Source organism: Colwellia sp. BRX10-3 (assembly GCF_014077505.1).
GTDB lineage: Bacteria > Pseudomonadota > Gammaproteobacteria > Enterobacterales > Alteromonadaceae > Cognaticolwellia.
Genome location: NZ_JACGWA010000003.1, coordinates 81166 through 106253 on the forward strand (window position 1 = coordinate 81166; position 25088 = coordinate 106253).

At 39.1% G+C, this 25088-nt stretch carries 23 protein-coding genes and 1 tRNA gene; 15 read left to right on the forward strand and 9 right to left on the reverse strand.

Annotated elements, in window-relative coordinates; genetic code table 11:
* On the reverse strand, positions 1-675 hold the full coding sequence (locus H4J38_RS07175; RefSeq protein WP_182130942.1) for an arylesterase: 675 nt from the start codon (positions 673-675) through the stop codon (positions 1-3).
* On the opposite strand from H4J38_RS07175, the gene H4J38_RS07180 reads away from it, so the two are divergent.
* From H4J38_RS07180 to H4J38_RS07200, 5 genes are all read left to right on the forward strand, one after another.
* A complete protein-coding gene (locus tag H4J38_RS07180) occupies positions 674-1474 on the forward strand; it encodes an ABC transporter ATP-binding protein (protein WP_182130944.1) in 801 nt (266 codons plus the stop codon). The genes H4J38_RS07175 and H4J38_RS07180 overlap by 2 nt on opposite strands.
* Complete coding sequence (locus H4J38_RS07185; protein WP_259365434.1) at positions 1475-4060, forward strand: ABC transporter permease; 2586 nt, start codon at positions 1475-1477, stop codon at positions 4058-4060.
* Between the two features lie 96 nt (positions 4061-4156).
* Positions 4157-5191: an AI-2E family transporter gene (locus tag H4J38_RS07190; protein ID WP_182130946.1), complete on the forward strand. Its 1035-nt coding sequence runs from the start codon at positions 4157-4159 to the stop codon at positions 5189-5191.
* Positions 5192-5593: 402 nt separating this feature from the next.
* Positions 5594-6367, forward strand: a complete 774-nt coding sequence (locus tag H4J38_RS07195) for a 2OG-Fe(II) oxygenase family protein (RefSeq protein ID WP_182130948.1) — start codon at positions 5594-5596, stop codon at positions 6365-6367.
* A 159-nt stretch (positions 6368-6526) separates the two neighbouring features.
* Entirely contained in the window at positions 6527-7864 is a 1338-nt protein-coding gene (locus H4J38_RS07200; RefSeq protein ID WP_182131256.1) for a Na+/H+ antiporter family protein, read from the forward strand.
* Between the two features lie 164 nt (positions 7865-8028).
* On the opposite strand, the gene H4J38_RS07205 is transcribed toward H4J38_RS07200, so the two are convergent.
* From H4J38_RS07205 to H4J38_RS07220, 4 genes are all read right to left on the reverse strand, one after another.
* Positions 8029-8505 (reverse strand): DUF2947 family protein, encoded by a 477-nt coding sequence (locus H4J38_RS07205; RefSeq protein ID WP_182130950.1) that lies wholly within the window; start codon positions 8503-8505, stop codon positions 8029-8031.
* 77 nt (positions 8506-8582) lie between these two features.
* Positions 8583-9842: a leucine-rich repeat-containing protein kinase family protein gene (locus H4J38_RS07210; protein WP_182130952.1), complete on the reverse strand. Its 1260-nt coding sequence runs from the start codon at positions 9840-9842 to the stop codon at positions 8583-8585.
* A 135-nt stretch (positions 9843-9977) separates the two neighbouring features.
* Positions 9978-10054 (reverse strand) — tRNA-Val (locus H4J38_RS07215).
* A gap of 175 nt (positions 10055-10229) precedes the next feature.
* On the reverse strand, positions 10230-11564 hold the full coding sequence (locus H4J38_RS07220) for an MATE family efflux transporter (RefSeq protein ID WP_259365435.1): 1335 nt from the start codon (positions 11562-11564) through the stop codon (positions 10230-10232).
* Between the two features lie 108 nt (positions 11565-11672).
* Here H4J38_RS07220 and H4J38_RS07225 point away from each other — a divergent pair, with 108 nt between their 5' ends.
* A complete protein-coding gene (locus H4J38_RS07225) occupies positions 11673-12296 on the forward strand; it encodes a riboflavin synthase subunit alpha (RefSeq protein ID WP_182130956.1) in 624 nt (207 codons plus the stop codon).
* A gap of 81 nt (positions 12297-12377) precedes the next feature.
* Here the strand turns inward: H4J38_RS07225 and H4J38_RS07230 are convergent, their stop codons facing one another.
* From H4J38_RS07230 to fdxA, 3 genes are all read right to left on the reverse strand, one after another.
* Positions 12378-12584 carry a CPXCG motif-containing cysteine-rich protein gene (locus H4J38_RS07230; protein WP_182130958.1) on the reverse strand — a complete coding sequence of 69 codons (207 nt, stop codon included), beginning with the start codon at positions 12582-12584 and terminating at the stop codon, positions 12378-12380.
* Between the two features lie 99 nt (positions 12585-12683).
* Positions 12684-13550 (reverse strand): fructosamine kinase family protein, encoded by an 867-nt coding sequence (locus H4J38_RS07235; RefSeq protein WP_182130959.1) that lies wholly within the window; start codon positions 13548-13550, stop codon positions 12684-12686.
* Between the two features lie 120 nt (positions 13551-13670).
* The gene (fdxA, locus tag H4J38_RS07240) at positions 13671-14003 is read right to left on the reverse strand and encodes a ferredoxin FdxA (RefSeq protein WP_182130961.1); all 333 of its coding nucleotides are present in this window, start codon (positions 14001-14003) and stop codon (positions 13671-13673) included.
* A 183-nt stretch (positions 14004-14186) separates the two neighbouring features.
* Between fdxA and H4J38_RS07245 the strand changes: the two genes are divergently transcribed.
* Positions 14187-15833: an NAD(P)/FAD-dependent oxidoreductase gene (locus H4J38_RS07245; protein WP_182130963.1), complete on the forward strand. Its 1647-nt coding sequence runs from the start codon at positions 14187-14189 to the stop codon at positions 15831-15833.
* A gap of 136 nt (positions 15834-15969) precedes the next feature.
* On the opposite strand, the gene H4J38_RS07250 is transcribed toward H4J38_RS07245, so the two are convergent.
* Complete coding sequence (locus H4J38_RS07250) at positions 15970-16701, reverse strand: START domain-containing protein (protein ID WP_182130965.1); 732 nt, start codon at positions 16699-16701, stop codon at positions 15970-15972.
* 222 nt (positions 16702-16923) lie between these two features.
* Here H4J38_RS07250 and thrS point away from each other — a divergent pair, with 222 nt between their 5' ends.
* The 8 genes from thrS to pheS all read left to right on the forward strand — a co-directional run bounded on the left by thrS (position 16924) and on the right by pheS (position 25087).
* Positions 16924-18834 (forward strand): threonine--tRNA ligase, encoded by a 1911-nt coding sequence (gene thrS / locus H4J38_RS07255; RefSeq protein ID WP_182130967.1) that lies wholly within the window; start codon positions 16924-16926, stop codon positions 18832-18834.
* A gap of 91 nt (positions 18835-18925) precedes the next feature.
* Entirely contained in the window at positions 18926-19480 is a 555-nt protein-coding gene (infC, locus tag H4J38_RS07260; protein WP_182130969.1) for a translation initiation factor IF-3, read from the forward strand.
* Positions 19481-19660: 180 nt separating this feature from the next.
* Positions 19661-19855, forward strand: coding sequence for a 50S ribosomal protein L35 (gene rpmI, locus H4J38_RS07265; RefSeq protein ID WP_146878580.1), 195 nt, complete (start codon positions 19661-19663; stop codon positions 19853-19855).
* Positions 19856-19870: 15 nt separating this feature from the next.
* Positions 19871-20227, forward strand: coding sequence for a 50S ribosomal protein L20 (gene rplT / locus H4J38_RS07270; protein WP_182130971.1), 357 nt, complete (start codon positions 19871-19873; stop codon positions 20225-20227).
* Positions 20228-20419: 192 nt separating this feature from the next.
* Positions 20420-21523: a phosphoribosylaminoimidazolesuccinocarboxamide synthase gene (locus tag H4J38_RS07275; protein ID WP_182130973.1), complete on the forward strand. Its 1104-nt coding sequence runs from the start codon at positions 20420-20422 to the stop codon at positions 21521-21523.
* 506 nt (positions 21524-22029) lie between these two features.
* Positions 22030-22368 carry a P-II family nitrogen regulator gene (locus H4J38_RS07280; protein WP_182130975.1) on the forward strand — a complete coding sequence of 113 codons (339 nt, stop codon included), beginning with the start codon at positions 22030-22032 and terminating at the stop codon, positions 22366-22368.
* 77 nt (positions 22369-22445) lie between these two features.
* On the forward strand, positions 22446-23738 hold the full coding sequence (locus tag H4J38_RS07285; RefSeq protein WP_182130977.1) for an ammonium transporter: 1293 nt from the start codon (positions 22446-22448) through the stop codon (positions 23736-23738).
* Positions 23739-24106: 368 nt separating this feature from the next.
* A complete protein-coding gene (gene pheS / locus H4J38_RS07290; protein ID WP_081149673.1) occupies positions 24107-25087 on the forward strand; it encodes a phenylalanine--tRNA ligase subunit alpha in 981 nt (326 codons plus the stop codon).
* The last annotated feature ends 1 nt before the right edge of the window (position 25088 follow it).

The window sequence follows — 25088 nt, forward strand, 5'->3', positions numbered from 1 at the left end:
TTAAGGCTCCATTGTCATTAAATTTTTCAGCTGCTGTTCTACATAATCAGCGATTATCGGTTGTGCTTGTGCATTAGGGTGAATGCCGTCTGCTTGCATAAGTGCTTTATCCGTTGCAACGGCTTCCATAAAGAAGGGCAGTAAGTTGATATTGCTGGCACTGGCGACATCTTCAAAAGCTTGTTCAAACATTTTATTATATCTTGGTCCGTAATTTGGCGTTATTTTTATCTTAATCATTGAAACTTTTATGTTTTTATCTTGCGCGAGTTTAACCATTTGTAACAAATTATTTTTTATCAATTTAGGAGAATAGCCTCGTAAACCGTCATTACCGCCTAACTCAATTAACAAATGGTCAACTTTTTCATTCGCTAAAATGCCCGCCAGCCGAGATAATCCGCCACTCGTCGTTTCACCACTAACACTGGCATTTATTATTGTGTAAGGTTGCTTTTGCTCGCTAAGCTTTTTATTGAGTAAATGTACCCAACCTTGAGTGGGTTTCATCCCGTAACTTGCGCTGATACTATCACCTAATAGTAAAATATTGCTGGCTGGTGTGATACTAATGCTGTTATCAACCGTATTGATCTGTTTCTCTTGTGCAGCTGCGTTCGCTGTAGTGATAAAAAGTAAGTTAATAAATAATATAAAAAGTGGATAATTTTTCATGCATGTAAATTCCGAGAATATTCTAAGCGTTAAAGACCTAACTAAATCAGTACAAGTTGAAGATAAAACGCTAGTTTTGCTTCAACCACTCAATTTAACCGTTGCGGCGGGCGAGTCAATTGCCGTTGTGGGTTCATCTGGCTCAGGTAAAACGACGCTATTATCGATTTTAGCTGGTTTAGATTTACCAAGTTCCGGACAAGTGTATCTTAAAAACAAGCCACTACACCAGTTTAATGAAGAGCAACGTAGTCAAGTTCGTGCGCAACATGTGGGTTTTATTTTTCAACAATTTTTATTAATTAACAGCTTAACCGCACTCGAAAATGTGATGTTGCCGGCAGAGTTAGCAAACTTAACCGATGCTCGAGCGCGTGGCGAAGCTTTACTTGAACAAGTGGGCTTAGCTGACAGGCTTGACCATTATCCTTCTCAGCTTTCTGGTGGCGAACAGCAACGGGTAGCTATTGCGCGGGCATTTATCGCTAAACCAGACATTTTATTTGCGGATGAACCAACAGGTAACCTGGACAGTAAAACGGGCCAACATATTACCGACTTAATATTTGATTTAAATGCTAAAGAAGGCACTACGTTAGTGCTAGTTACTCATGATGCTAAATTAGCAGCACGGTGTCAGCGTCAGGTTGAAATGGACAGTGGGGTGCTAACAGAGCCGACTGTTGAACAAGTATCAAACAATGCGAAAACAAGTAACGTTGAGAGTACAAAAACACAGCATCATGATGTTGAAACTCAAAACTCAGCGGCACAAGCCACTACTCCACAGGTAGGTTAAATGATGAGTAGTGCTAATCAAAAAGCCTCAACAATGTGGTTCACGCAATCACTGCGTTTGTTGCATCATGAACTTCGCCGGGGCGAACTCACCATTATATTTCTCGCTATTGTGCTTGCCGTTGCTACGGTGTTTTCACTGACGGGATTCTCAGGGCAAATTAAGCATGCCATAGTCGCCAATAGTACTAATACTATAGGTGCCGATCGTGTATTGCGCATGTCGTCAGAAGTTGATCTTAGTATTATTGAGAAAAGCCAGTCATTAGCGCTAAAGTCTGCACGAAAAATTGAGACTGAATCAATGGCATTTGCTGGCGACAATATGTTACTTAGCGAGCTCGATGCGGTATCTGAAACCTATCCTTTGCGAGGCGAACTGCGAATTAAAACCTCGCTAACACAAAGCGAAAGTATGGTGGTTAATGCCCCTAAGCAAGGCAGCGTTTGGGTTGAACCAAGTGTACTAAGCCGCTTGGACGTTAATATTGGTGACATTATCGAAATTGGTGTTGCACCACTCACGATTGCCGGAATTGTTACTGATATTCCTGACCGTTCTTATCGCGCTTTTATTGCCGGCCCAACGGTTATTTTAAATATTGCTGATATGCCAAAAACTGAGCTTATTCAGCCTGGCAGTCGCATAACCTACAAGTATTTATTTGCCGGTGAAACCGACGCTATTGAAACCTTTGAAACGTGGATAAAACCTCAAATTAATGAATCACAACGTTGGTATGATGCTAAGGCAGCACAAAATCGTTTATCAAGAATATTAGACACTGCAGAAAAGTTTCTTTCGCTCGCCAGTATGTTAGGTATTGTATTAGCCGCGGTTGCCGTGGCTGTAGCAAGTCGACGTTATGGGCAGCGCCATCAGTCTACTGTTTCAATATTTAAAGCGTTGGGGGCGTCAATTTCACATGTCAGAAAACTTTATTGTTTGCACTGGACCTTACTGAGTTGTTTAAGTATCGCAACAGGTTTAGTGGTGGGCTACGGTTTATTGTTGCTCGGTGTTAACGCCATTGCGAGCTATTTATCGTTGGCTGATGCGCCGCTGACCTTTGTGCCATTTTTAACCGCGATATTTACCGGTTTATTGTGTGCGATTGCGTTTGCTATTCACCCGATTATGACCTTAGTAAAAAGCTCACCATTAAATGTTATTCGCGGCTTTAGCCAAGACAAAGTGGCGCGCTTTGGTTTGCATCAATTACCACCAATATTAGCGTTATTTTTATTACTGTTTATTTTCAGCCAAGATTTAGTGATGAGTGCTGCTTTGTTATTGGGCGGCGTTGTTGTCTCTTTCATTTTATTGTTACTTGGTCGAGGATTAATGAGTGCCGGGCGCAGTGTGGGTACTAAGGCTGGAAAGTCTTGGCATTTAGCATTAGCAAACTTAAAGCGCCGCGCCAGTGAAAATAGCGTACAACTGGTCAGTTTTACTATCGCAATAAAGCTTTTGTTACTGATCACGGTAATGAAAAGTTCAATATTATCGGAATGGGAACAGCAATTCCCTGAAGATACGCCGAATCATTACTTGATCAATATCACCCAAAATCAAATTGATCCTTTAAAAACTTTTGCTGAAGAAAATAACATTGCTAATCAAGGGTTCTATCATGTTTATCGTGGTCGCTTATCGGCAATAAATGGTATAAAAACCGTCGATGAAGATGACCACGATAAACCAGCGCAAAGCGATGAAAAATCTGGCAACCAGGCAAAGCAAGAAACCAAGAAAACTGAGCAGAAAAAGAGCCGGCAAGGTATGGGCCGTGAACTTGGCTTAACGTGGCGTACTGAATTACCCGAGGAAAATGAAATTATTGCTGGCCAATGGTGGCAAGTTGGCGATGAAAAACCCCAAGTATCAATTGAAAGTAACATAGCAGAACGCTTGGAGGTTGAACTAGGTGATGACTTAACCTTCACTCTAGGCTCTGATGAGTTTACGGTGCCAGTAACCAGCATTCGTAAAGTGAACTGGCAAAGTCGCCAGTTGAACTTCATTATGGTTTTTAATCAAAGTGTGCTCGAGCAATTTCCAACGACATCGATTTCTGCTTGGTCAATTCTTGATAAAGACCGTGATTTGGTATATCGCTTTTTGGCAAACTTTCCTACCATTACTGTGATGGACTTTGCCGCTATTATGGCGCAACTCAATAGCATTATTGAACAAGTAACGGTTGCGATTCAGTTGATCTTGATTTTGGTAGTACTCGCGGGCAGTTTAGTGTTGATAGCGCAAGTACAAGCCAGTATGGAAGAACGCGAGCGTGAACTGGCGATATTAAGAACCTTAGGGGCTAAAGGCAGCCTACTGCGTAATAGCGTATTATATGAATTTGTCGCATTAGGCGCAATTGCTGGATTAATGGCGAGTATTGGGATGGAAATAGCGGTTTATATTCTACAAAGCCAAGTATTTAACATGCCAGGCAGTTTTCACTTTCAATATTGGTTATTAGGCATTGGCGCAGGGGCATTTTTTGTTGGCACAATTGGTATGCTCAGTTGTTGGCGCTTGCTTAAATTATCGAGTGTTACTTTAATTCGTCGAACGATGTAGCTTTCTCAATTTAATAAAACTATATGCCTTTAACACTAGCGAGCATGCTATGAAATCGCGTATAGTTTTAAGTACTTATGCATATGGGTTTACAAAATGGGTTTACAAGGAAAGTCGGAAGGCGCGGTGAAGTTTTTATTGGTTACTGCCGCATTATTTGTGGTACTCGCGGGTATAAAAACCGCGGCGACATTATTAGTGCCATTTTTATTATCGGCGTTTATCGCCATTATTTGTAACCCGTTAGTGGTAATGGCAGCGCGCTATAAAATTCCAAAACCGATAGCGGTTGTCTTTGTGATTGGCATTTTTGTTTCAATTGCGCTTTCACTGGCTGGGCTGGTCGGTAATTCATTAAATGAATTGTCGCAACTTATTCCAGTATATCGTGCGCAACTTCAAGAACAGTTTATTTGGTTAACCCAACAACTAGACGATTACAATATTATAATATCATCAGAATTATTGATTGAATACTTTGATCCCGCGGCAGCCATGGGGTTAGCCGCTAACATGCTCAGTGGTTTGGGCGGTGTTATGGCGAACTTGTTTTTGATCATTATCACGGTTGTTTTTATGCTGTTTGAAGCGTCATCAATACCGCATAAATTACATTTAGCCCTTGATGATCCACAAGCGCGATTAAAACAAATTGACCAGTTTTTGGCATCGGTAAATAATTATCTGGCAATAAAAACCTTAGTCAGTATCGCTACCGGCGTGATTGTTTCAATTATGTTGTGGGCGTTTGGTTTAGATTTTTTCTTACTGTGGGGCGTGTTAGCATTTCTGCTAAATTACATTCCAAATATTGGTTCAATTATCGCAGCCGTTCCTGCTATGTCGCTAGCTGTTTTACAGTTAGGGCCAGCCGCCGCAGGTTTTATTGGCTTAGGTTATTTAACCATAAACACCGTTATGGGTAATGTTGTAGAGCCACGTTATTTAGGACGTGGCCTAGGTCTGTCGACCTTAGTGGTATTTATTTCGCTAATTTTTTGGGGCTGGCTACTTGGTACTGTTGGCATGTTGTTATCAGTACCTTTGACCATGATCATTAAAATAGCCCTAGAAAACTCTAAAGAAGGAAGCTGGTTTGCCGTGTTATTATCCAGTGAAGAGGCTAAATAAGCAGAGCTCAGGATAGTAGACTATCAAATTTATGATCAGCGCATCATAACGCAAAATTAGCGTATAGCTAAAGTCAAATAACAGCATATTTAAGGGGGAAATTACTTCCCCTTTTTTGTACCTGAAAAAGCGGTGTGAAAACTAATTTTCGTACGTATTAAGCTGATTTAAAAATTAACTAATGGTTTTTATACATTATTTATTACTGCACATCACTCATAATATGCCTCAAATACTTTAACTACTATTACTGCTGAGTAAAAGACAATTACCATATTGGTGTATTGTACTTAGTTTAGAAGTCAAGATAATGGAGTGACAAGAAAAATCATATTCAGTTGAAAATTTAGCTTCGGCCAATGTGATCTTGATGACTAATAATTTAAGAAATTGGAGGTATTAATGAAGTTTGAAGACGTTATAGATCTTAAATCAAATCAGATCACAGACCCAACTTATATACAAAAGTGCAAAGAAATACTTGAGCGTGATGGCGCAATCGTTATCGATAAATTTATTACTGCACAGGCTTTAGAGCAAGTTCGACTGGAAGGTGAAGCAAAGAAAGGTTTAGCATTTTTTACCAATCAACAACATAACGTATACATTAGTGATGCCGACCCTAGTTACCCTGAAGATCACGTCCGAAATCAGTCAGTAACATCTAGCAAAGGCTGTATTACTGATGATCAAATTGGTAGCGATTCTGTACTTCGCACCTTATATGATAGCGAATTGTTTCGTTCATTTTTAAAAATTGTGTTAAATGAAAAAGAGCTTCATTCCTATGCTGACGAGTGTTCTTCAATTAATCTACATTATGCCAGTGAAGGGCAAGAGTTGGGTTGGCATTTTGACAATTCATCTTTTGCTACTACTTTATTGATTCAAAAACCTAAAGGTGGAGGAGAATTTCAGTATGTTAGAGATGTTCGAGATGCAGATAAAGGTGAAATGAATTTTTCTGGTGTAGAAAAAGTACTTAAGGGTCATGTTACGCCGAACATGCTTGCCATAGAACCAGGTGCATTAGTGTTATTTAGAGGACGTAATGCTATCCATAGAGTAACACCGACAATGGGCGATACAACACGCATGATGGTAGTACTTGCTTATAACAATAAACCTGGAGTATCACTCTCGGCATCGGCTCGTAAAACCTTTTACGGAAAATAATAATTAAGCTCAACTTGGCCGTTAACAAAAGGTATTACAATGGAAAATATTAAGCCTAAGAGCAATAGCGTTAAGTATTCAGAGATTAAAGTTGTTATATCTATACTATCGATGGCTATTGCTTATATGATTTATGAATCTATGCGTTCGGGTTCTGCCATGCTTAACGCTGTGCTTGTCTCAATTTTATTGATGTTAAGTTTAAGTTTACTCCGGGTTAACGTAGTGGTTGCGCTGCTTTTATCTGCTATTTTTGCTGGTGTTGTCGGTGGGCTTAATATAACTGAAACCATTGACGCATTTAATACTGGAATAGGCTCAGGAGGCCGAACCGCATTAAGTTATGCCTTGCTTGGTGCATTCGCAGCAACCATCTCTAAATCAGGTTTACCGGCAATGTTTGCGAGTAAAATTACTAAAAAACTCAATGGCGTAACTACCGAAAGCCAAACCCGAAAAATTAAATACTTTGTGTTAACTTTTTTATTGTTAGCCGCATTCTCATCCCAAAACATTGTGCCTATTCATATCGCCTTTATCCCGATCCTTGTACCGCCTTTATTGTTTATGATGACTAAAATGGGTATTGACCGCAGATTAGTCGCGTGTATTTTAACCTTTGGTTTAGTCAGCCCTTATATGTTCTTTCCTGTTGGCTTCGGCGCGATTTTTTTAAATGATATTTTACTGGGCAATATTCAACAAAGTGGTATGCAAACCGATGGTATTAATGCGGCGGTGGCCATGTTAATTCCAGCATCGGGCATGTTGGTAGGGTTGCTGATTGCGGTTTTTTATAGTTATCGTCATAAACGTGTATACGACCTAGAAAAGTTGGAAAAAGTAGAAGGCATTGAAGAAGACCATGAAACCCCATATTGCGGCAGAACCATTGCCGTAGCTGTAATCGCTATTGTTTTAGCCTTTACTATTCAAATTATGACGCATTCAATGATTTATGGTGGGGTGGCAGGCTTTTTAGTGTTTTTATTATCAGGGTCGTTAAAATGGCAAGACTCAGACGATGTTTTTACGCAAGGCATGCGTATGATGGCCATGATTGGCTTTATTATGATAGCCGCTGGTGGTTTTGCTGAAGTATTGCGCTCAACCGGAGACATTAATTCACTCGTTGCGGCTTCGGTCAATATAATGGGCGACAGTAAAGCGATTGCCGCTATTTTGATGTTATTAGTCGGACTTTTTATAACCATTGGCATTGGTTCGTCGTTTTCAACCATTCCTATTATTGCCGCAATTTATGTTCCTCTTGCCTTGCAATTAAACTTTTCACCATTAGCTATTGTAGCTTTAGTTGGTACGGCGGCAGCACTTGGAGATGCAGGTTCTCCAGCGTCTGACTCAACACTAGGGCCAACAGCAGGGCTTAATATTGACGGACAACATAACCATATTTGGGACAGTGTAGTCCCTACATTTATTCACTACAACTTACCGCTAATTGCCTTTGGTTGGATAGCCGCCATGGTTTTATAAATATATTGTGACTAGATTAGAGGCTTTGGTAATGAAAATATTTAATTTGTCTTAAGTTGATATTTCCTCCCTGCAAAATTAATAAAATAATTCACAAGGAGAAAAGAACGAGGACTGCAGAGGAAAAAACTGAATAACGTAATTAAACATATGTTTTAACGGTCTTAACTTGGCTTTTTACCTATCTTAAAATACCCGGTTGATAGAAATTGCACGGCTTCATTGCGCTTTTTGCCAACCAAAATTGCACCATCATCCATAAAGAGAAAGTTTTTCCAACAACGTTGAAATACCGCCCAGGTGGTTTCAATAACATTGTCTCTCGCACTGCAATAATAAACCACGGTATTATTATCCCACTTTAGATGCGTTAAAATCATCTCGGGTAATAAACTTTCTTCACTATCCCAAGTACTTTCCCATTTACCATTATCTAGCCACGATGCTGCGTTTTCAGGCCAATCACCTTTTTTAAAAAAGTCAGGATGATCAACTTGTTTACTAATAGCGCCATCCCAAAGTACCTTTGCACGATTACTCGCCATAGGCTTTATTTTTGTTTTGTCGCTATCGCTAATAGGTAAACTATTATGCTTAAAGACCCAAGCGTTTTTTAATTCGTCAATTGAGGTGTAATTCATGGTGTCTTCTATAAAGTAATTGTTGCCGCATTATAACAAGGCTGTGTGATAACTCATTAATAATTTTGAATGACTATTTAGTGTTTATTTTCAGCAATATCATTAAGTTTTTGCTCGATAACTTTATATTGCTGGCTACTTTGCGCTTGTTCATTACAAATACTTAATAAGTCTTCAATAAAAAATGAAAGTGCTCGGCGTTCAATTTTACGGATTAACTTTTGCTGCTCGCCGTTTAGCATGTGATACATAGTAGCTGCACCAAAGTCGCCAAAAATTATATTAGCGTTTTCATCAAACAGGGTGTTATGGGCATATAAATCGCCATGGCATACTTTATTCGCGTGTAAATGCTCAAACACGTTTTCCATTTGTATCACTATCTTTTCAATTTGCTCGGTGCTTAAGGTAAAGCCTTTAGGAAAGGTGTCACGAGTGCAAGTTTGGAAGTTGGGCGGTAAACCTAAATTTTTAAAGTTATTCGGAATTAAGTTCATGATTAACGCTAAATAGTTATCTTCATTAACTTGTGCCAAAGAACAAACTAGGTTTTTATGATTGCCAACTTTTAAGCAAGCTTGTAACTCATCTTCAGGGTAACCATCGCTAGTTACTTTTCCTTTAAACACTTTTACAGCAACTTCATCTGGAAAGTTTAATGGCTTATCTGTCCAAATAGCTTTTGAAATAACACCTGACGCGCCTTGCCCAAGCACATTATGCAAAGAAAAACTTGATGAGGGCAATGACGGTACGGTTGCTAGCTTAAGTTGAGAACGACTGAATGGGTTACCTGAGAAGGCAAACCATGCAAGCTTAGGTAAACCTAACAATTGTTCAGGGCACTCAGTAATGTTATTCGCTGAAATACGCACTAATTCAAGGTTGCTTGATTTTGCTAGTGTTAATGGTAGTTTGGATAATTTATTGCCGGCTAGCGCTAATTTTTGCAGTTGAGGACGCTCGCCTAATGAGTCAGGTAATGTTTCAATGCAGTTGTCGGTTAAAATTAACCACCGTAGTTTATCTGGTAAAGCTTTAGCAGGTACCTGATTAATTTGGTTTGATTTAAAACCAACCATTTCTAAATTTTCGCATTGTCCTAAAACTTCAGGTAATACTTTAAATAAATTGTTTGAGGCAAAAATTATTTTAAGCTTTTTGAGCTGGGTTAACTCGTTTGGCAGTGAGGTTAATTGATTGTCTGATAAATCTAGAATTTCTAAGCTGTCTGCTAACGACAGAATTTCCATCGGAAATGAGCTTAAGTCTTCGGAGAGTTTTAAACGCGTTATACCCATGAGTTCGCCAGATTTTAACTGAGTCAGAGTGTGCATTTATTAATCCTGTTGTTATTTTAGCAGATAAAAGTGATGATTATACAAGGTGGTATTACATCGCTTTAAACATAAAAAAACCCGAGAAGCACAATTAAATGCTCTCGGGTTTTTTTGGGTTAATAAACCCTAATATGGTGCTCGCTACTGGACTCGAACCAGTGACACCTTGCATGTCATGCAAGTACTCTAACCAACTGAGCTAAGCGAGCTTTATTTCAAGTGAAAATGTTGAGTAACTCAACGAGGCGCTATGTTAGCGATCTGTTTTAGCAAGTGCAAGCAGTTTTATATAAAACTCGCTGCAACTGCTGATTAATTCAGCAGCGGCTATTGCACTTGCTCATTTTAGCGACAAATAATCTAATTCGAGCTGAATAATAAATGTTAACTTGCTAATACTGCTTGTTGATCAAAGCGATTTTGTACCACTTTTAAACGCCAAGCCAGTAACACTGCAGCAACGGTTAAACCAGAAATAAAGCCTATCCAGAAACCATAAGGGCCAGATGCAGGGGCTATCCAGTCGGTTAATCCTAATATTAAACCGAAAGATAGGCCAACAACCCAGTAGGAGAAAAAGGTGATATACAAAATTGATTTAGTGTCTTTGTAACCACGTAATGCGCCTGCTGAAATAACTTGTATGGCATCGGAAAACTGAAATAAAGCCGCTAAAAACATTAAGCCAGCCGCAAGTTCAAGTACTTCAGTATCTATGGTATAGATAGCTGCAATTTGTGTGCTAAACAATAAGGTAACTGCTGCTGTTACAACCGCAATAATCAGTCCTAAAATAACTGAATATCGGCAAAGCTCTTTTGCTTTATCAAGGTTTTTATTGCCGACTTCAAAGCCTACTTTTATGGTGACAGCCATCGCTAAACTTAACGGCACCATAAAGACTAAACCAGAAAAGTTAATGGCAATTTGGTGACTTGCGACAACATTAGCGCCAAATGGTACTAATATTATGGCTACTGCAGCAAATAGGCTTACTTCGAAAAGTAATGAAAATGCTATGGGTGTGCCTAATGCCAATATAATTTTCATTTCTGACCATTGCGGCCAATAGAACTTGGTAAACAGTGGTGCGTGTTTTAGGTGTTTAGAGAAATAAGCATAGGCAAGCATTCCTAGGAACATAACCCAATAAACAATGGCGGTTGCAATACCGCAACCTGCGCCACCCAATGCTGGCATGCCAAACTCACCATAAATAAATATATAGTTGGCTGGTATGTTAATCAGTAAGCCTAATATGCTAATGATCATGGTTGGGCGCGTAAAAGATAAGCCTTCTGAATAATTACGTAAGACTAAATACAAGCAATAGCCCGGACCGCCCCAAACAATGTAACCCAAATAATCAAACATCAAATTTTTGAGTTCAGGATCCATCGAAAGAGAGTCTATCAACATAGGCGTTGCAATGTAGTACAGAATAATGATGATTATTGAGAAAAAAACAGCTATCCAAGCGGTTTGATAGCTAGCTTTTGCCACATCGTCGAATTGTTTGGCACCTGATAATTGCGAAATAATACTGGCGAGTGCCATCACCAGACCTGATATGGTTAAAATTAAAGGTAACCAGACACTACTCGCTACGGCAACGGCTGCCATATCGGTAGCACTAACTCGACCGGCCATCACGGTATCAGCAAAACCCATTAAATTTTGGATCAATTGGGCGATTAAAATTGGGTAAGCCAATTTCATTAAATTTTTGCTATTGGAAAAAAAAAGATTAATGTTCATCAAGGCAATTATATCATTGGGTTATTCTTGCTAAGATAGCAAAAAATAGAGTATTTATCTGGATGATATATGTTTACCGGTATAGTGCAATCACAAGCTGAAGTAATTGCGATAATTAGTAAAAATAATGCGATAAGATTAAAAATCGCCATAGAAAACACACTGATAGATAACCTTGAAATTGGGGCGAGTGTTGCGATAAATGGCGTTTGTTTAACGGTTGTTGAATTTGGTCGTTTGGATGAAGTTAGCAGCTTTATAAGTTTTGATGTTATTGATGAAACTCTACGGGTATCTAACCTTGCTGATATTGAATTGGGTACAGAGGTTAATGTTGAGCGCTCGTTAAAAATTGGTGATGAAATTGGCGGACATATGCTCAGTGGCCATGTTCATACTCAAGCCATTCTCGCTAATCGTATCGATAGCCAAGATAATTGCACACTAAGTTTTACGATTGCAGCGGAATATAAAAAGTATATATTTGCCAAAGGCTTTATCAGTATTAATGGCATTAGTTTAACACTGGGCGCGGATGTAGGAGAGTCGTTTTCGGTGCATTTAATACCTGAAACCTTAGCTCGTACCAACTTACAGTATGTGCTTGTTGGCGATAAAGTTAATATTGAAATTGATCAACAAACTATGACCATTGTTGAAACTATTGAGCGCATGAAGCTTAGCCTTAATTAATTTTTTGATATGAAAGCTAAGCTTATTAACAGTACCTGTGCACAACCGCGATGTTTAGGTTTTTGATAAGACAATGCTTATTTAAAAATACTGTTCATTATCACTAGCAACCGCTAATTGAATTTTTTTACGGTATTCATCAATATGTAAATTCAAATGCATTTCCATGCAACAAGCCGGGCATTCTTCATAATAATCTTGGTCGCCTTCACTGGCGTCTAAGGAAACACGAATATGGTGACCGCAATGAGGGCATTCGATGCGTTGTTCTTTAATATCATGGGGCATAATGGCTCCTAGGTTTTAACTTTTTTAACCGTAACTTTAGTATGAACAACTTTAGCCAAAGTGCGAATATTTCCCCGTTAAAAATACACTTTTACTGGCTTAATACAGTGCTAATATACGGTTTAAGTTGGCTTTAGACTGTTCAATATAAACCCCACCAAATAAGTTAGCATGATTAAGGATATGGTAAAAATTGTAGATTAGTTTACGTTTGTCGAAGCCGCTTTGTAATGGGTATGTCTCCTGATAACCTTGATAAAATTCATCAGGCATTTGACCAAACAATTCTGTCATGGCGATATCAACTTCACGATCACCATAATAACTGGCGGGATCATAAATAAACACACGGCTATCACTAAAGCCAATATTGCCTTGCCATAAGTCGCCATGCACTAAACACGGGGTGACTTGATGGTGCAGCAAGGTGTCATGACAAACACTTATAATATGTTCAATGTCACCAAAGATTATTGATTTTTCAGCTAACAGTTGTAATTGCCAGCCAATACGTTGTTCGGCAAAAAATGTTCGCCAATTACTTTGCCAGTCGTTAGGTTGTTGTGTATTACCAATAAAATTATCATGTTGCCAACCAAATTGACCATGTGATGATTGTTGATGCATTTGCGCAAGCTGTTTGCCAAATAGCCACCAATTCTTAGTGCCAGCATGATTAAAGGGTAAGTATTCTAATACCAAATAGCTTTTGTCTAATGAAGTGCCTGTGGTAATAACATCAGGGCATGCAATGGCATTAAGCTGTTTTATTTTTGCTAAAGAATACGCCTCGGTTTCAAATTGTTGTAGACGAGGTTTATCATTAAGTTTTATAAAATAATTGTGCTGATAGTCACTTAGCCAATAGCATAAATTTATATCGCCACCAGTGACGAGTTGTTTATGCTTAATGCTAAATTCTTCACCTATAACTTGTGATATATCTCGTTCAATATTTTGCCACATGTTCACCTACTCCGTTAGGCTGTACTAATACCAATAGCAATTATAGTTGAAGGTGAAAAATAAATGTTAATAATGGCAGAGGTTGCTGAAACAAGGCTAAAAATATGAGATATATTTTATTTATTCAATATCGATAATTAAGTTTGCTATTTTATTTGGCACACCATCCCATTGCTCTGCATCAGCAGGTGCAGGAATAACTTCAGTAATAACCGGCCATGATTTGGCCAATTCAGCGTTGAGTTCGATAAAGTCTTTTTGACTTTCAGGTACTTCACTTTCTTCATAAATAGCGTCGGCAGGGCATTCAACTGGACACAAGTCGCAATCAATGCATGAGTCAGGGTTAATGACTAAAAAATTGGGTCCTTGATGAAAGGCATCGGCAGGACAAACTGCGACACAATCTGTGTATTTACATTGAATACAATTATCAGTTACTACAAACGCCATTTTACTCTGCTTAGTTTATTATGTTGGGAGATGAAATTTATCCGCATTTGTGCGACTAATATGCGGATCATACCTTGCTAGCGAACAATTTCAATTATTGTTTTAGCTTTGTATTTGGTATCGCTAGTACTATCAGGTAAAATAGCGCCAATTTTTACCCTAGTCTCGCTTTGGATACACAATATGTTGCGTTTAACTAACGTCAAATTACCACTCAATCATCAGCCTGAAGAGTTAGAGCAAGTTATTCTTGCAACATTAAAAATCACGGCTGAGCAGCTAACAAGTTTTTCAATCTTTAAGCGTGGTTACGATGCACGTAAAAAGAGCAACATAATTTTGATGTACACCTTAGACGTAGAAACGACAAAAAATGAACAGCTTCTTGCTGAGCATTCCAGTGATCAAAATATTAAAGCCAGCCCAGATACCCGTTATAAGTTTGTTGGACATGCACCAGAAAGCATAACCGAGCGCCCGGTAGTTATTGGTATGGGACCTTGTGGTTTATTTGCAGGTTTATTATTAGCACAAATGGGTTTTAAACCGATTATTTTAGAACGTGGTAAAGAAGTACGTCAGCGCACTAAAGATACGTTCGGTTTTTGGCGCAAAAAAATTCTGAATACCGAATCTAATGTGCAATTTGGTGAAGGTGGTGCGGGTACGTTTTCTGACGGTAAACTTTGGAGCCAAGTTAAAGATCCAAAGCATTATAGTCGTAAAGTTTTACATGAGTTTGTTGACGCCGGCGCACCAGATGAAATTTTATACGTTAGCAAGCCACATATTGGTACCTTTAAATTAGTTACCATGGTTGAGCAAATGCGCGCTGAAATTCACCGTCTCGGCGGCGAAGTGCGTTTTGAACAACGTGTCGATGATATTCATTTTAAACAAACTGAAGATGAAAACGACAGCAGGCAAGTGACAGGTTTAACCTTGGCAACAGGTGAAGTGATTGAAACTAAACATGTTGCTTTAGCTATTGGTCATAGCGCGCGTGATACTTTTACTATGTTGCATGAAAAAGGCGTGTTTATAAAAGCTAAGCCATTTTCAATTGGTTTTAGAATTGAGCATGAGCAATCGGTTATTGACGATGCCCGTTTTGGCGAAAATGCTGGAAACCCTATTTTAGGTGCGGCGGATTATAAACTTGTTCACCATTGTAAAAATGGCCGTTCAGTTTATAGCTTTTGTATGTGTCCAGGCGGCACAGTAGTCGCCGCAGCATCAGAAGAAGGGCGTTTGGTTACTAATGGCATGAGCCAATACTCGCGCCATGAACGCAACGCCAATAGTGCTATTGTTGTTGGTATATCACCAGAAGATTATGACGAAAATGGCAGTAAAGATAATGTACTTGCCGGCATTGAGTTTCAGCGTCGGTTAGAAGAAGCGGCCTTTAAACTTGGTGGAGAAAACTATGATGCACCCGTGCAGTTGGTTGGTGACTTTCTTGCCGGACGTAAAAGTGGTGAGCATGGTGTTGTAGCGCCATCTTATAAACCTGGTGTTAAATACTGTGATTTGAGTGACATTTTGCCTAGTTATGCCACCGAGGCTATTCGTGAAGCATTACCCGCATTTGAGCGTAAAATAAAAGGTTTCTCGATGGCGGATGCCACATTGACTGCGGTTGAAACACGTACATCGTCGCCTATTAGTATAACCCGTGATAAAGATAGCTATGAGAGTTTAAATACCAAAGGGTTATATCCTGCGGGTGAAGGTGCAGGTTATGCCGGCGGTATTTTGTCTGCGGGTATTGATGGTATTAAAGTAGCGGAAGCCATGGCGCTTTCTATGCTTAAAAGTCATAAATAAAGTTTTATACAATAGTTAATAATTAACATTATCTTTTAGAACACCAAAAGAGAAACACTTCAAGTTACGCTGACAGTATCTTGAAGTAATCTGACGTTAGTTAGTAGCACAGCCTAGCATTAGTAGGTATGCAGAATTATTTATGCTGTATTTCTTGAATGTTGGCTTTAGCTTGCTGCTGGTATTTACTATTGGGTAATTGTTCTTTCATATTATTGAGTGTGGTCCAAATAGCGTTTAGTGTCATCGGTTTGGCCAGCCATTGTGGAATGCTACCTTTTGGGTCAACCTTAAATTGATAAGTAATAGCTATTTGCTCAGGTTGAGTGGGTATAATCTTCCAATGTGCATGTAACACTTGCATGCGAACGAAGTCTTTGGTCTTCGCAATGTTATCGCCATCGTCTGTAACGGCAATTTCGATCGATAAATCCTGATTTTGCCAATAACGAGAATGCACAATCATCTCGCGCGCTGAAAACGGCCATAAACTTTTAAAGCGCGTTATGAAGATATATTCGTTAGGTGATATTTTACTGATTATTTCGGCTGACGCTGCATTGTCTAGCCAGCGTGGAGTCATCTTTAAGTCTTCAATAAAGTAAAGGAAACCAGCAAGCGTTGATTCAAACGTGGCTTGCGCCTTTATTTCAATTAAACTTGTAATGTCATCGATACGATAGCTGACTTTAAAATAATCGTCTGATCGCCATAATTTCCAGGGCACGTCGTTAACTTTACTATAGGTTTTATTAGCAACTTCAGCGGTATTTTGTGCCGCTAAATTAAAGCTTGAATATAAGCTAAGTAAAACGCTGAAAATTATCAGCACTTTTAAGGTTATAAATTTTTTTACTCGCTTACTCAATATACTCGTCCTGTCCATTGCAAATTATAGCGAATTACCCTATATTCCTGTGCTCGCTTTAATGCAATTTTTTATCTTCGTGTTAATAGCCACCGATATAGTATCGAATTTAGCTTTATATAGCGCCATTAATTGCCTAAGAATCAATAATGTCGTGATAAAAATTATTAATAATACTCAAGCGGCACTTAGTGTGTGTCGCCACTGAATAAAGGAAAATACATGCCTGTAATTACGCTTCCCGACGGTAGTCAACGCACTTTTGAACAAGCAGTTTCTGTAATGGACGTCGCCTTAGATATTGGCCCTGGTTTGGCAAAAGCCACCATTGCTGGTCGCATTAACGGCGAGTTGGTCGATGCTTGTGAATTAATTAAAGAAGATGCAGCACTGCAACTCATTACGAGTAAAGACAGTGAAGGTCTTGAGATCATTCGTCATTCTTGTGCGCATTTATTAGGTCATGCTATTAAGCAATTATGGCCTAACACCAAAATGGCGATTGGCCCTACAATCGATAACGGTTTCTATTACGATGTTGATTTAGAAGAATCAATTACCGAAGACGATTTAGTTAAGCTAGAAAAGCGCATGACAGAATTAGCGCGTACCGGTTACGAAGTTGTTAAGAAAACCGGCACTTGGCAAGACGCTTATGACGCTTTTACTGAGCGTGGCGAAAGTTATAAATTACAAATTCTTGATGAGAATATCGATAAGTCAGATACACCAGCGCTTTATCATCATCAAGAATATATCGACATGTGTCGTGGACCACACGTACCAAGCATGCGTCATTGTCATCATTTTAAACTGATGAAAGTTGCCGGAGCTTATTGGCGTGGCAATTCAGACAACAAAATGTTGCAACGTGTTTACGGCACAGCTTGGGCTGATAAAAAGCAACTTAAAGCTTATATAGTACGTTTAGCTGAAGCTGAAAAACGTGATCATCGTAAAATTGGTAAAACTTTAGATCTTTTCCATTGGCAAGAAGAAGCTCCAGGTATGGTGTTTTGGCATAACGATGGTTGGACTATTTATACTGAGTTAGAAAAATTCATTCGTGAAAAGTTACACGAATATGATTACGACGAAGTTAAAGCGCCTATGATGATGGATCGCAGTCTTTGGGAAAAGTCAGGTCATTGGGATAAATATGCTGATGGTATGTTTACCACTGAGTCTGAAAAGCGTGAATACGCGATAAAACCGATGAACTGTCCAGGGCATGTACAGATATTCAACCAAGGTTTGAAGTCTTACCGTGATTTACCGTTACGCATAGCCGAATTTGGTTGTTGTCATCGTAATGAACCATCAGGCTCTTTACATGGCTTAATGCGTGTACGTGGTTTTACTCAAGATGACGCGCATATTTTCTGTATGGAAGAGCAAGTTCAAGCCGAAGTAACCAAATGTATTGAAATGGTATACGACGTTTATGGCTCATTTGGTTTTGAAGATATTATCGTTAAACTGTCAACTCGACCAGAAAATCGCATTGGTAGTGATGAAATTTGGGATAAAGCAGAAGCCGGTCTTGCAAAAGCATTGACTGATAGTGATATAGCTTTTGAATATTTACCCGGCGAAGGTGCTTTTTACGGTCCTAAGATAGAATTCACTTTAATGGATTGTTTGGGACGTGCTTGGCAATGTGGTACTGTGCAACTCGATTTTGCTTTGCCAGAGCGTTTAGGCGCAACTTATGTTGGTGAAGACAACGAAAGATACATTCCGGTCATGATCCATCGTGCAATTTTAGGTTCGCTTGAACGTTTTATCGGAATTTTGATCGAAGAGTACACTGGCAAATTTCCAACTTGGTTATCGCCAATTCAAGCAACTGTGATGAATATTACCGACAAACAGGGTCAATATTGTGAAAAAGTTGTAAAAAAACTAAAAGAAAGTGGATTTAGAGCAAAACTAGACTTGAGAAATGAGAAGATAGGCTTTAAAATCCGCGAGCATACTTTAAAGCGTGTTCCGTATTTGTTAGTCGTCGGTGATAAAGAAATGGAAACTGGCGAAATTGCAGTACGAACTCGAAGTGGTGAAGATTTAGGTACAATGTCGGTAGACGACTTTATTACTAAATTATCGGACGAAGTTAAAAACCGTCGATAAGCACTTTGAAATAAAAAACACGTAATATTATTATTTAACCCAAGTAAGCTAAAACTAGTGCTTACTTGGTCACAACGTTCTTTGGAGGAACATGGCTATTAAAGGCGGACAACGTGGCGGGCAAAAAGAGCCGGCGCATCGTTTAAATGAGTTAATCACAGGTATTCTGGACAATGAAGTTCGTTTAATTAAATATGACGGCGAACCAGGTGGCATAGTTACATTAGATGAAGCTATGGACCAAGCAGAGGACGCAGGTGTCGATCTTGTAGAAATCAGCCCAACAGCAAAACCTCCTGTTTGTCGAGTTATGGATTACGGTAAGTTTATCTATGAAAAGGCTAAAGAGCAGAAAGAACAGCGTAAAAACCAGAAACAAATACAGGTTAAGGAAATTAAATTCCGACCTGGAACAGATGAAGGCGATTATCAGGTAAAACTACGCAACCTGAAACGCTTTTTAGAAGGCGGCGACAAGGTCAAGGTAACATTACGTTTCCGTGGCCGTGAAATGGCCCACCAAGAACTTGGTCTTGAAATTCTAACTCGCGTTAAAAACGATTTAGAAGAATTGACCGTAGTCGAGTTTTTCCCTCGTAGAGCGGAAGGGCGTCAAATGGTGATGGTCTTAGCCCCTAAAAAATAGATAATACCCGGTTTTACAAGCAGCTAAATGTTTTTCGAAATATTTAGCTCACCGCTATTATCTTTAAGCTGGTAAACAAGGCCTACAAGTAGAGTTCGATATCTTAGCTTAACCGCTAAGCGCTGAGAAACTCTCGCCTAGTTTACTTTATATTTGGCATAACAATGCGGAGTTATTAACATGCCTAAAATGAAAACCAATAAAGGTGCTGCAAAGCGCTTTAAACAGACAGCCACAGGCTATAAATTTAAACAAGCCGGTCTTCGTCATATCTTGACTAAACGCCGTACTAAAGTTAAGCGTCATCTTCGTGCGAAGTGCATGATTTCCGCTGCTGACATTAAGTCAGTTAAAAAACTTTTACGTCACGGTTAATAGGAGAGATAGAAAATGGCAAGAGTAAAACGTGGTGTACAAGCGCGTGCACGTCACAAGAAGGTTCTAAAGCAAGCTAAAGGTTACTACGGTGCTCGTAGTCGCGTTTATCGTGTTGCTTACCAAGCTGTAACTAAAGCTGGCCAATACGCATACCGTGACCGTCGTCAACGTAAGCGTCAATTCCGTCAACTTTGGATTGCTCGTATTAACGCAGCAGCTCGTCAAAATGGTTTATCTTACAGCCGTTTCATTAATGGTCTTAAAAAGGCTTCTATTGAAATCGATCGTAAGATCCTAGCTGACATTGCAGTATACGATAAAGCAGCTTTCACATTCTTAGTTGAAAAAGCGCAAGCTTCTTTAGCATAGTTTGAGATATTAGCTCTGAGATAAGGACGCCCTAGGCGTCCTTTTCTTTTTTTAGAAGATAAAAAATTGACTAAAAAGTCAGGAAAAATGAAACCACAATAATGAACCGTTAACTAAGCTGGTTTATCAAATCTATAATCAAGCCTGTTTATTTAAAAGTTTAATTTTATTATAGGAAGTGAAGGTCTTATTATGAGTCTTGCTGATCAAATTCTAGCGGTAAATAATGATTTACCTATCCGTACTGATGTTGCTGTTCATAGCGGAAAAGTGCGTTCTGTTTATTGGTTAACTCAAGCTGACAGTCGTCGCTTAATTCAAGAAAAAAACTATGATGTTGCACAAGATACACCTTTAGCTATTATGGTGATCAGTGACCGAATTTCAGCGTTTGACTGTATTTGGCGCGGTGAGGGCGGCATGAAAGGCGTTCCTGGCAAAGGTGCAGCATTAAATGCCATTTCTAATCATTGGTTTAAATTATTTAAAGAGCAAGGTTTAGCTGATAGCCATATTCTTGATATACCACACCCATTTGTTTGGATAGTGCAAAAAGCTAAACCTGTAATGATTGAAGCTATTTGTCGCCAATACATTACGGGTTCAATGTGGCGTTCGTATGCAAAAGGCGAACGCGAATTTTGTGGGATTGAACTCAGCGATGGTCTTGAAAAAGACAGTAAATTACCAAAATTGCTGCAAACACCATCAACAAAAGGCATTCTACTCGATGTTCCTGATGTGCCAGCCGTTGATGACGTCAATATTACGCGTAAAAACATTGAAGATAATTTCGCTGCCTTTAATTTCAAATCAGCTGACGATATAGCCTTGTATGAAAAGCTATTAACCGAAGGTTTTGATGTTATTTCAGCAGCATTAGCGAAACTTGATCAAATTTTTGTTGATACTAAATTTGAGTTTGGTTATGTCAAAGATCGTAACGGCAATGACAAGCTTATCTATATGGATGAAGTAGGCACGCCTGATTCATCACGCATTTGGGATGGCGAGCAATATCGCGCGGGTAAAATTGTTGAAAACTCTAAAGAAGGTTTCCGTCAATTATTACTGAGTCACTTTCCTGATCCCGATATTCTTTTGAATAAAGACCGTATGAGCGAGCGTGAAGCACTGGCTCGTGATAATGAGTTACCTGCCTCTGTGCTAATGGCTTTATCAGCGACTTATCTTGCGATTGCAGAAAAAATTATTGGTAAAAAAATCGTGTTATCACAAAACCCTAAACAAGAAATTATTGATATTTTACGTGAAGAATATCAACTGATTGACTAGGTTTTAGTGATTAAGCGTAAAACAGCCTCGCAATAGCGGGGCTTTTTTATACTTAGGACGAGCGGTATGCTGCGATCACATGGCCGTTCCTAGCCATCCATGGCTCCACGGCATTAGTACATCTCGGTAATTGCTCCTGCATTACTCTAATAACTTACGTCCATTAAGAACATGGCTCTATCGCATTAGTACGTCGATGTGAAAGAGAGTGATACTCAATCAATATATTTTTAACCTCCACTCTGTAAAAAATTAGCCTGAATATCTGCTATCCACTTCACTTTAATTTATGTGCCCATTTGTGATGCAAAATTAAGGTGTTGCACCATTATCGAACTTTTTTGAATGTTTTATGCGCTAAGTTGGTGCTTGTAGGTTGGCGTTTTTTTACTATTCATAGCTTAATCTTCTGTATTGATTGCATTTTTTATTTTGGGTACAAATGGTGCTTAGTGTTACTGAATAATAAAATTAAAATTGATTGTAAATGCACTAAAGGTGATCGAATGAAACTAATAACAGCAATTATTAAACCCTTCAAAATGGATGATGTCCGTGAAGCGTTAAACGAAATTGGCCTCGACGGTATGACAGTGACAGAAGTTAAAGGCTTTGGTCGTCAAAAAGGCCATACCGAACTTTATCGTGGAGCTGAATATTCGGTGGATTTTTTACCTAAAATAAAATTTGAAATTGCGGTTAAGGATGACTTCGCTGAGCGCGTTATTGACACTATTGTTAGCTCTGCTCAAACAGGAAAAATTGGTGACGGAAAAATATTTGTCACTAATATTGAAAGTATTACGCGTATTCGTACCGGTGAATTAGATGATGACGCTATTTAATAAATATTATCAAGCAATAGAAATAAATTTGGCTGTTAAGCATTGAGCCTAAAAATATTCAAATAGTGGATGTAAAAATGAATAAAATAATTATCACACTTTTAGCTTTAACTTTTTCTCTACCGAGTTTTGCTGAAGAATCAACCCTTAACGGCGCTAATACCGCGTGGATATTAACTGCCACGGCACTGGTGTTATTGATGACATTACCAGGCTTAGCTTTGTTTTATGGTGGTTTAGTACGTAGAAAGAATATTCTATCAATTTTAATGCAGTGTTTTGCCATTGCGGGTGTTTCATCTATTTTGTGGTTTATCGTAGGGTACAGCATAGCCTTTGGAGAAGGTAATGCGTGGGTTGGCGATTTTAGTAAAGTCCTTATGGTTGGAATGACTAAAGAAACACTCTCGGGTGATATTCCTGAAAGTTTATTCATGCTGTTTCAAATGACTTTTGCCGTGATAACGCCTGCGCTAATTATTGGTGCTTATGCTGAAAGAATGAAGTTTTCTGCGGTCTTGTTATTTTCAGGATTATGGCTTTTGGTAGTTTATGCTCCGGTTACCCATTGGGTGTGGGGTGGTGGTTGGCTTGCACAAATGGGCGTTTATGATTTTGCTGGTGGTATTGTTGTTCATATCACTGCAGGTGTTGCGGCTCTTGTGGCAGCGCTAGTCTTAGGGCCTCGTCACGGTTTCCCTAAAACACCTATGTTGCCTCATAACCTTACGATGACAGTAACAGGCGCTGGTATGTTATGGGTTGGCTGGTTTGGTTTTAATGGTGGTAGTGCATTAGCCGCAAATGGTGACGCTGCAATGGCGATGTTAGTTACTCATTTGTCAGCTTCAGCCGGGGCGCTTACATGGGCTGCTATTGAGTGGAAAAAATTTGGTAAAGCCAGTGTGCTCGGTGCAGTAACCGGGATGGTTGCAGGTTTAGGTACCATTACGCCAGCGTCAGGTTTTGTTGGGCCAGGCGGTGCTTTAATTATTGGTGTTTCAGCCGGTATAATTTGTTTTTATTCGACGGTTTACATCAAACATAAACTTAAAATCGATGATTCGTTAGATGTGTTTCCAGTGCATGGTATTGGCGGTATTTTAGGAACTTTACTCGCCGGTGTTTTTGCCTCAACTGAGTTAGGTGCATTTAGTGGTTTCGGTTACGCTGAAGGTATTAGTACTATGATAGGACAGGTCACAGTACAACTGATTGGTATCGGCTCGACTATTCTTTATACCGCTGTTGTATCTTACATATTATTTAAATTAGTCGCGTTATTGACTGGCGGACTAAGAGTGTCGAAAGAGCAAGAAATCACAGGCTTAGATTTAACTGAGCATGATGAAGTTGGCTACAATCTTTAATTTTTTTCGTTAACTGCATTGAAACTCCCAACAGTAATATGCTTTGAACAAGTAAATGGCTTCAGTATTTGAAGCCATTTTTATTTGTCTAAACCAAACACTTTATCTTTCAGATCTAGGGGTAGCTGTTATTTTAAGTGTATTATTGTCCGAATAATTTCTATTTTAGAAATCAATAATGAATTAGCACTAACTTTTTCTTGAAAAACGTAGATTTACGCTACTCTATCAGTGATTTTTTGTGTAAAATCATTCACCATTTTATTAATCGAAAAAGTCTAGCTAAAGGCCAATATTAGGCCGATGTTAATGCCCTATATTTTTGTACTAAAAACTATGGGCGCTTTAAACACGCTTTAGAGGAACTCATGAATTTAGACGATATTATATTGCAGGCAGAACAAGCAATTGCTGCGGCGACTGATCCTGCAGAACTTGACCAAGTTCGCGTTAATTTCTTAGGAAAAAAAGGTTTGTTCACAGAACAAATGAAAGGCCTAAGTAAGTTACCAAAAGAAGAGAAGCCCAAAGCGGGTCAAGTGATTAACATCGCTAAACAGCAAGTACAAAAACTGTTAACTGAACGTGGTGAATTGCTACGTGCCCAAGTTATCAAGCAACAACTTGCGGCTGAATCTATAGACGTAACATTGCCAGGCCGTGGCGATGAGCTAGGCGGATTACACCCAGTTACCCGCACAATTGAACGTATCGAAAGTTTCTTTGGTGATTTAGGCTTTTCAGTCAAGCAAGGACCGGAAGTTGAAGACGACTTTCATAACTTTGATGCTTTGAATATTCCTGAGCATCATCCTGCACGTCAAGACCACGATACTTTTTACTTTAATCCTAAGTTAGTGCTACGTACCCAAACTTCTGGTGTGCAAATTCGCACCATGGAAAAAGAGCAACCACCTTTGCGTATTATCTCGCCAGGTAAAGTTTATCGTAACGACTACGACCAAACCCATACGCCTATGTTCCACCAAGTGGAAGGCTTAATGGTTGATAAAGATGTCAGTTTTACACATTTAAAAGGTGTGTTGCATGACTTCTTACATCACTTTTTTGAAGAAGAAGTGGAAATTCGCTTCCGTCCGTCATATTTCCCATTCACTGAACCTTCTGCGGAAGTAGACATTATGGGTAAAAATGGCAAATGGTTGGAAGTATTAGGTTGTGGCATGGTGCATCCGAATGTACTGCGCAGCGTTGGCATTGATCCTGAAGTTTATACCGGTTTTGCCTTTGGTATGGGGGTTGAACGTTTAACCATGTTACGTTACGGCGTAAATGACTTACGTTCATTCTTCGAAAATGATCTTCGCTTCTTAAAACAGTTCAAGTAGG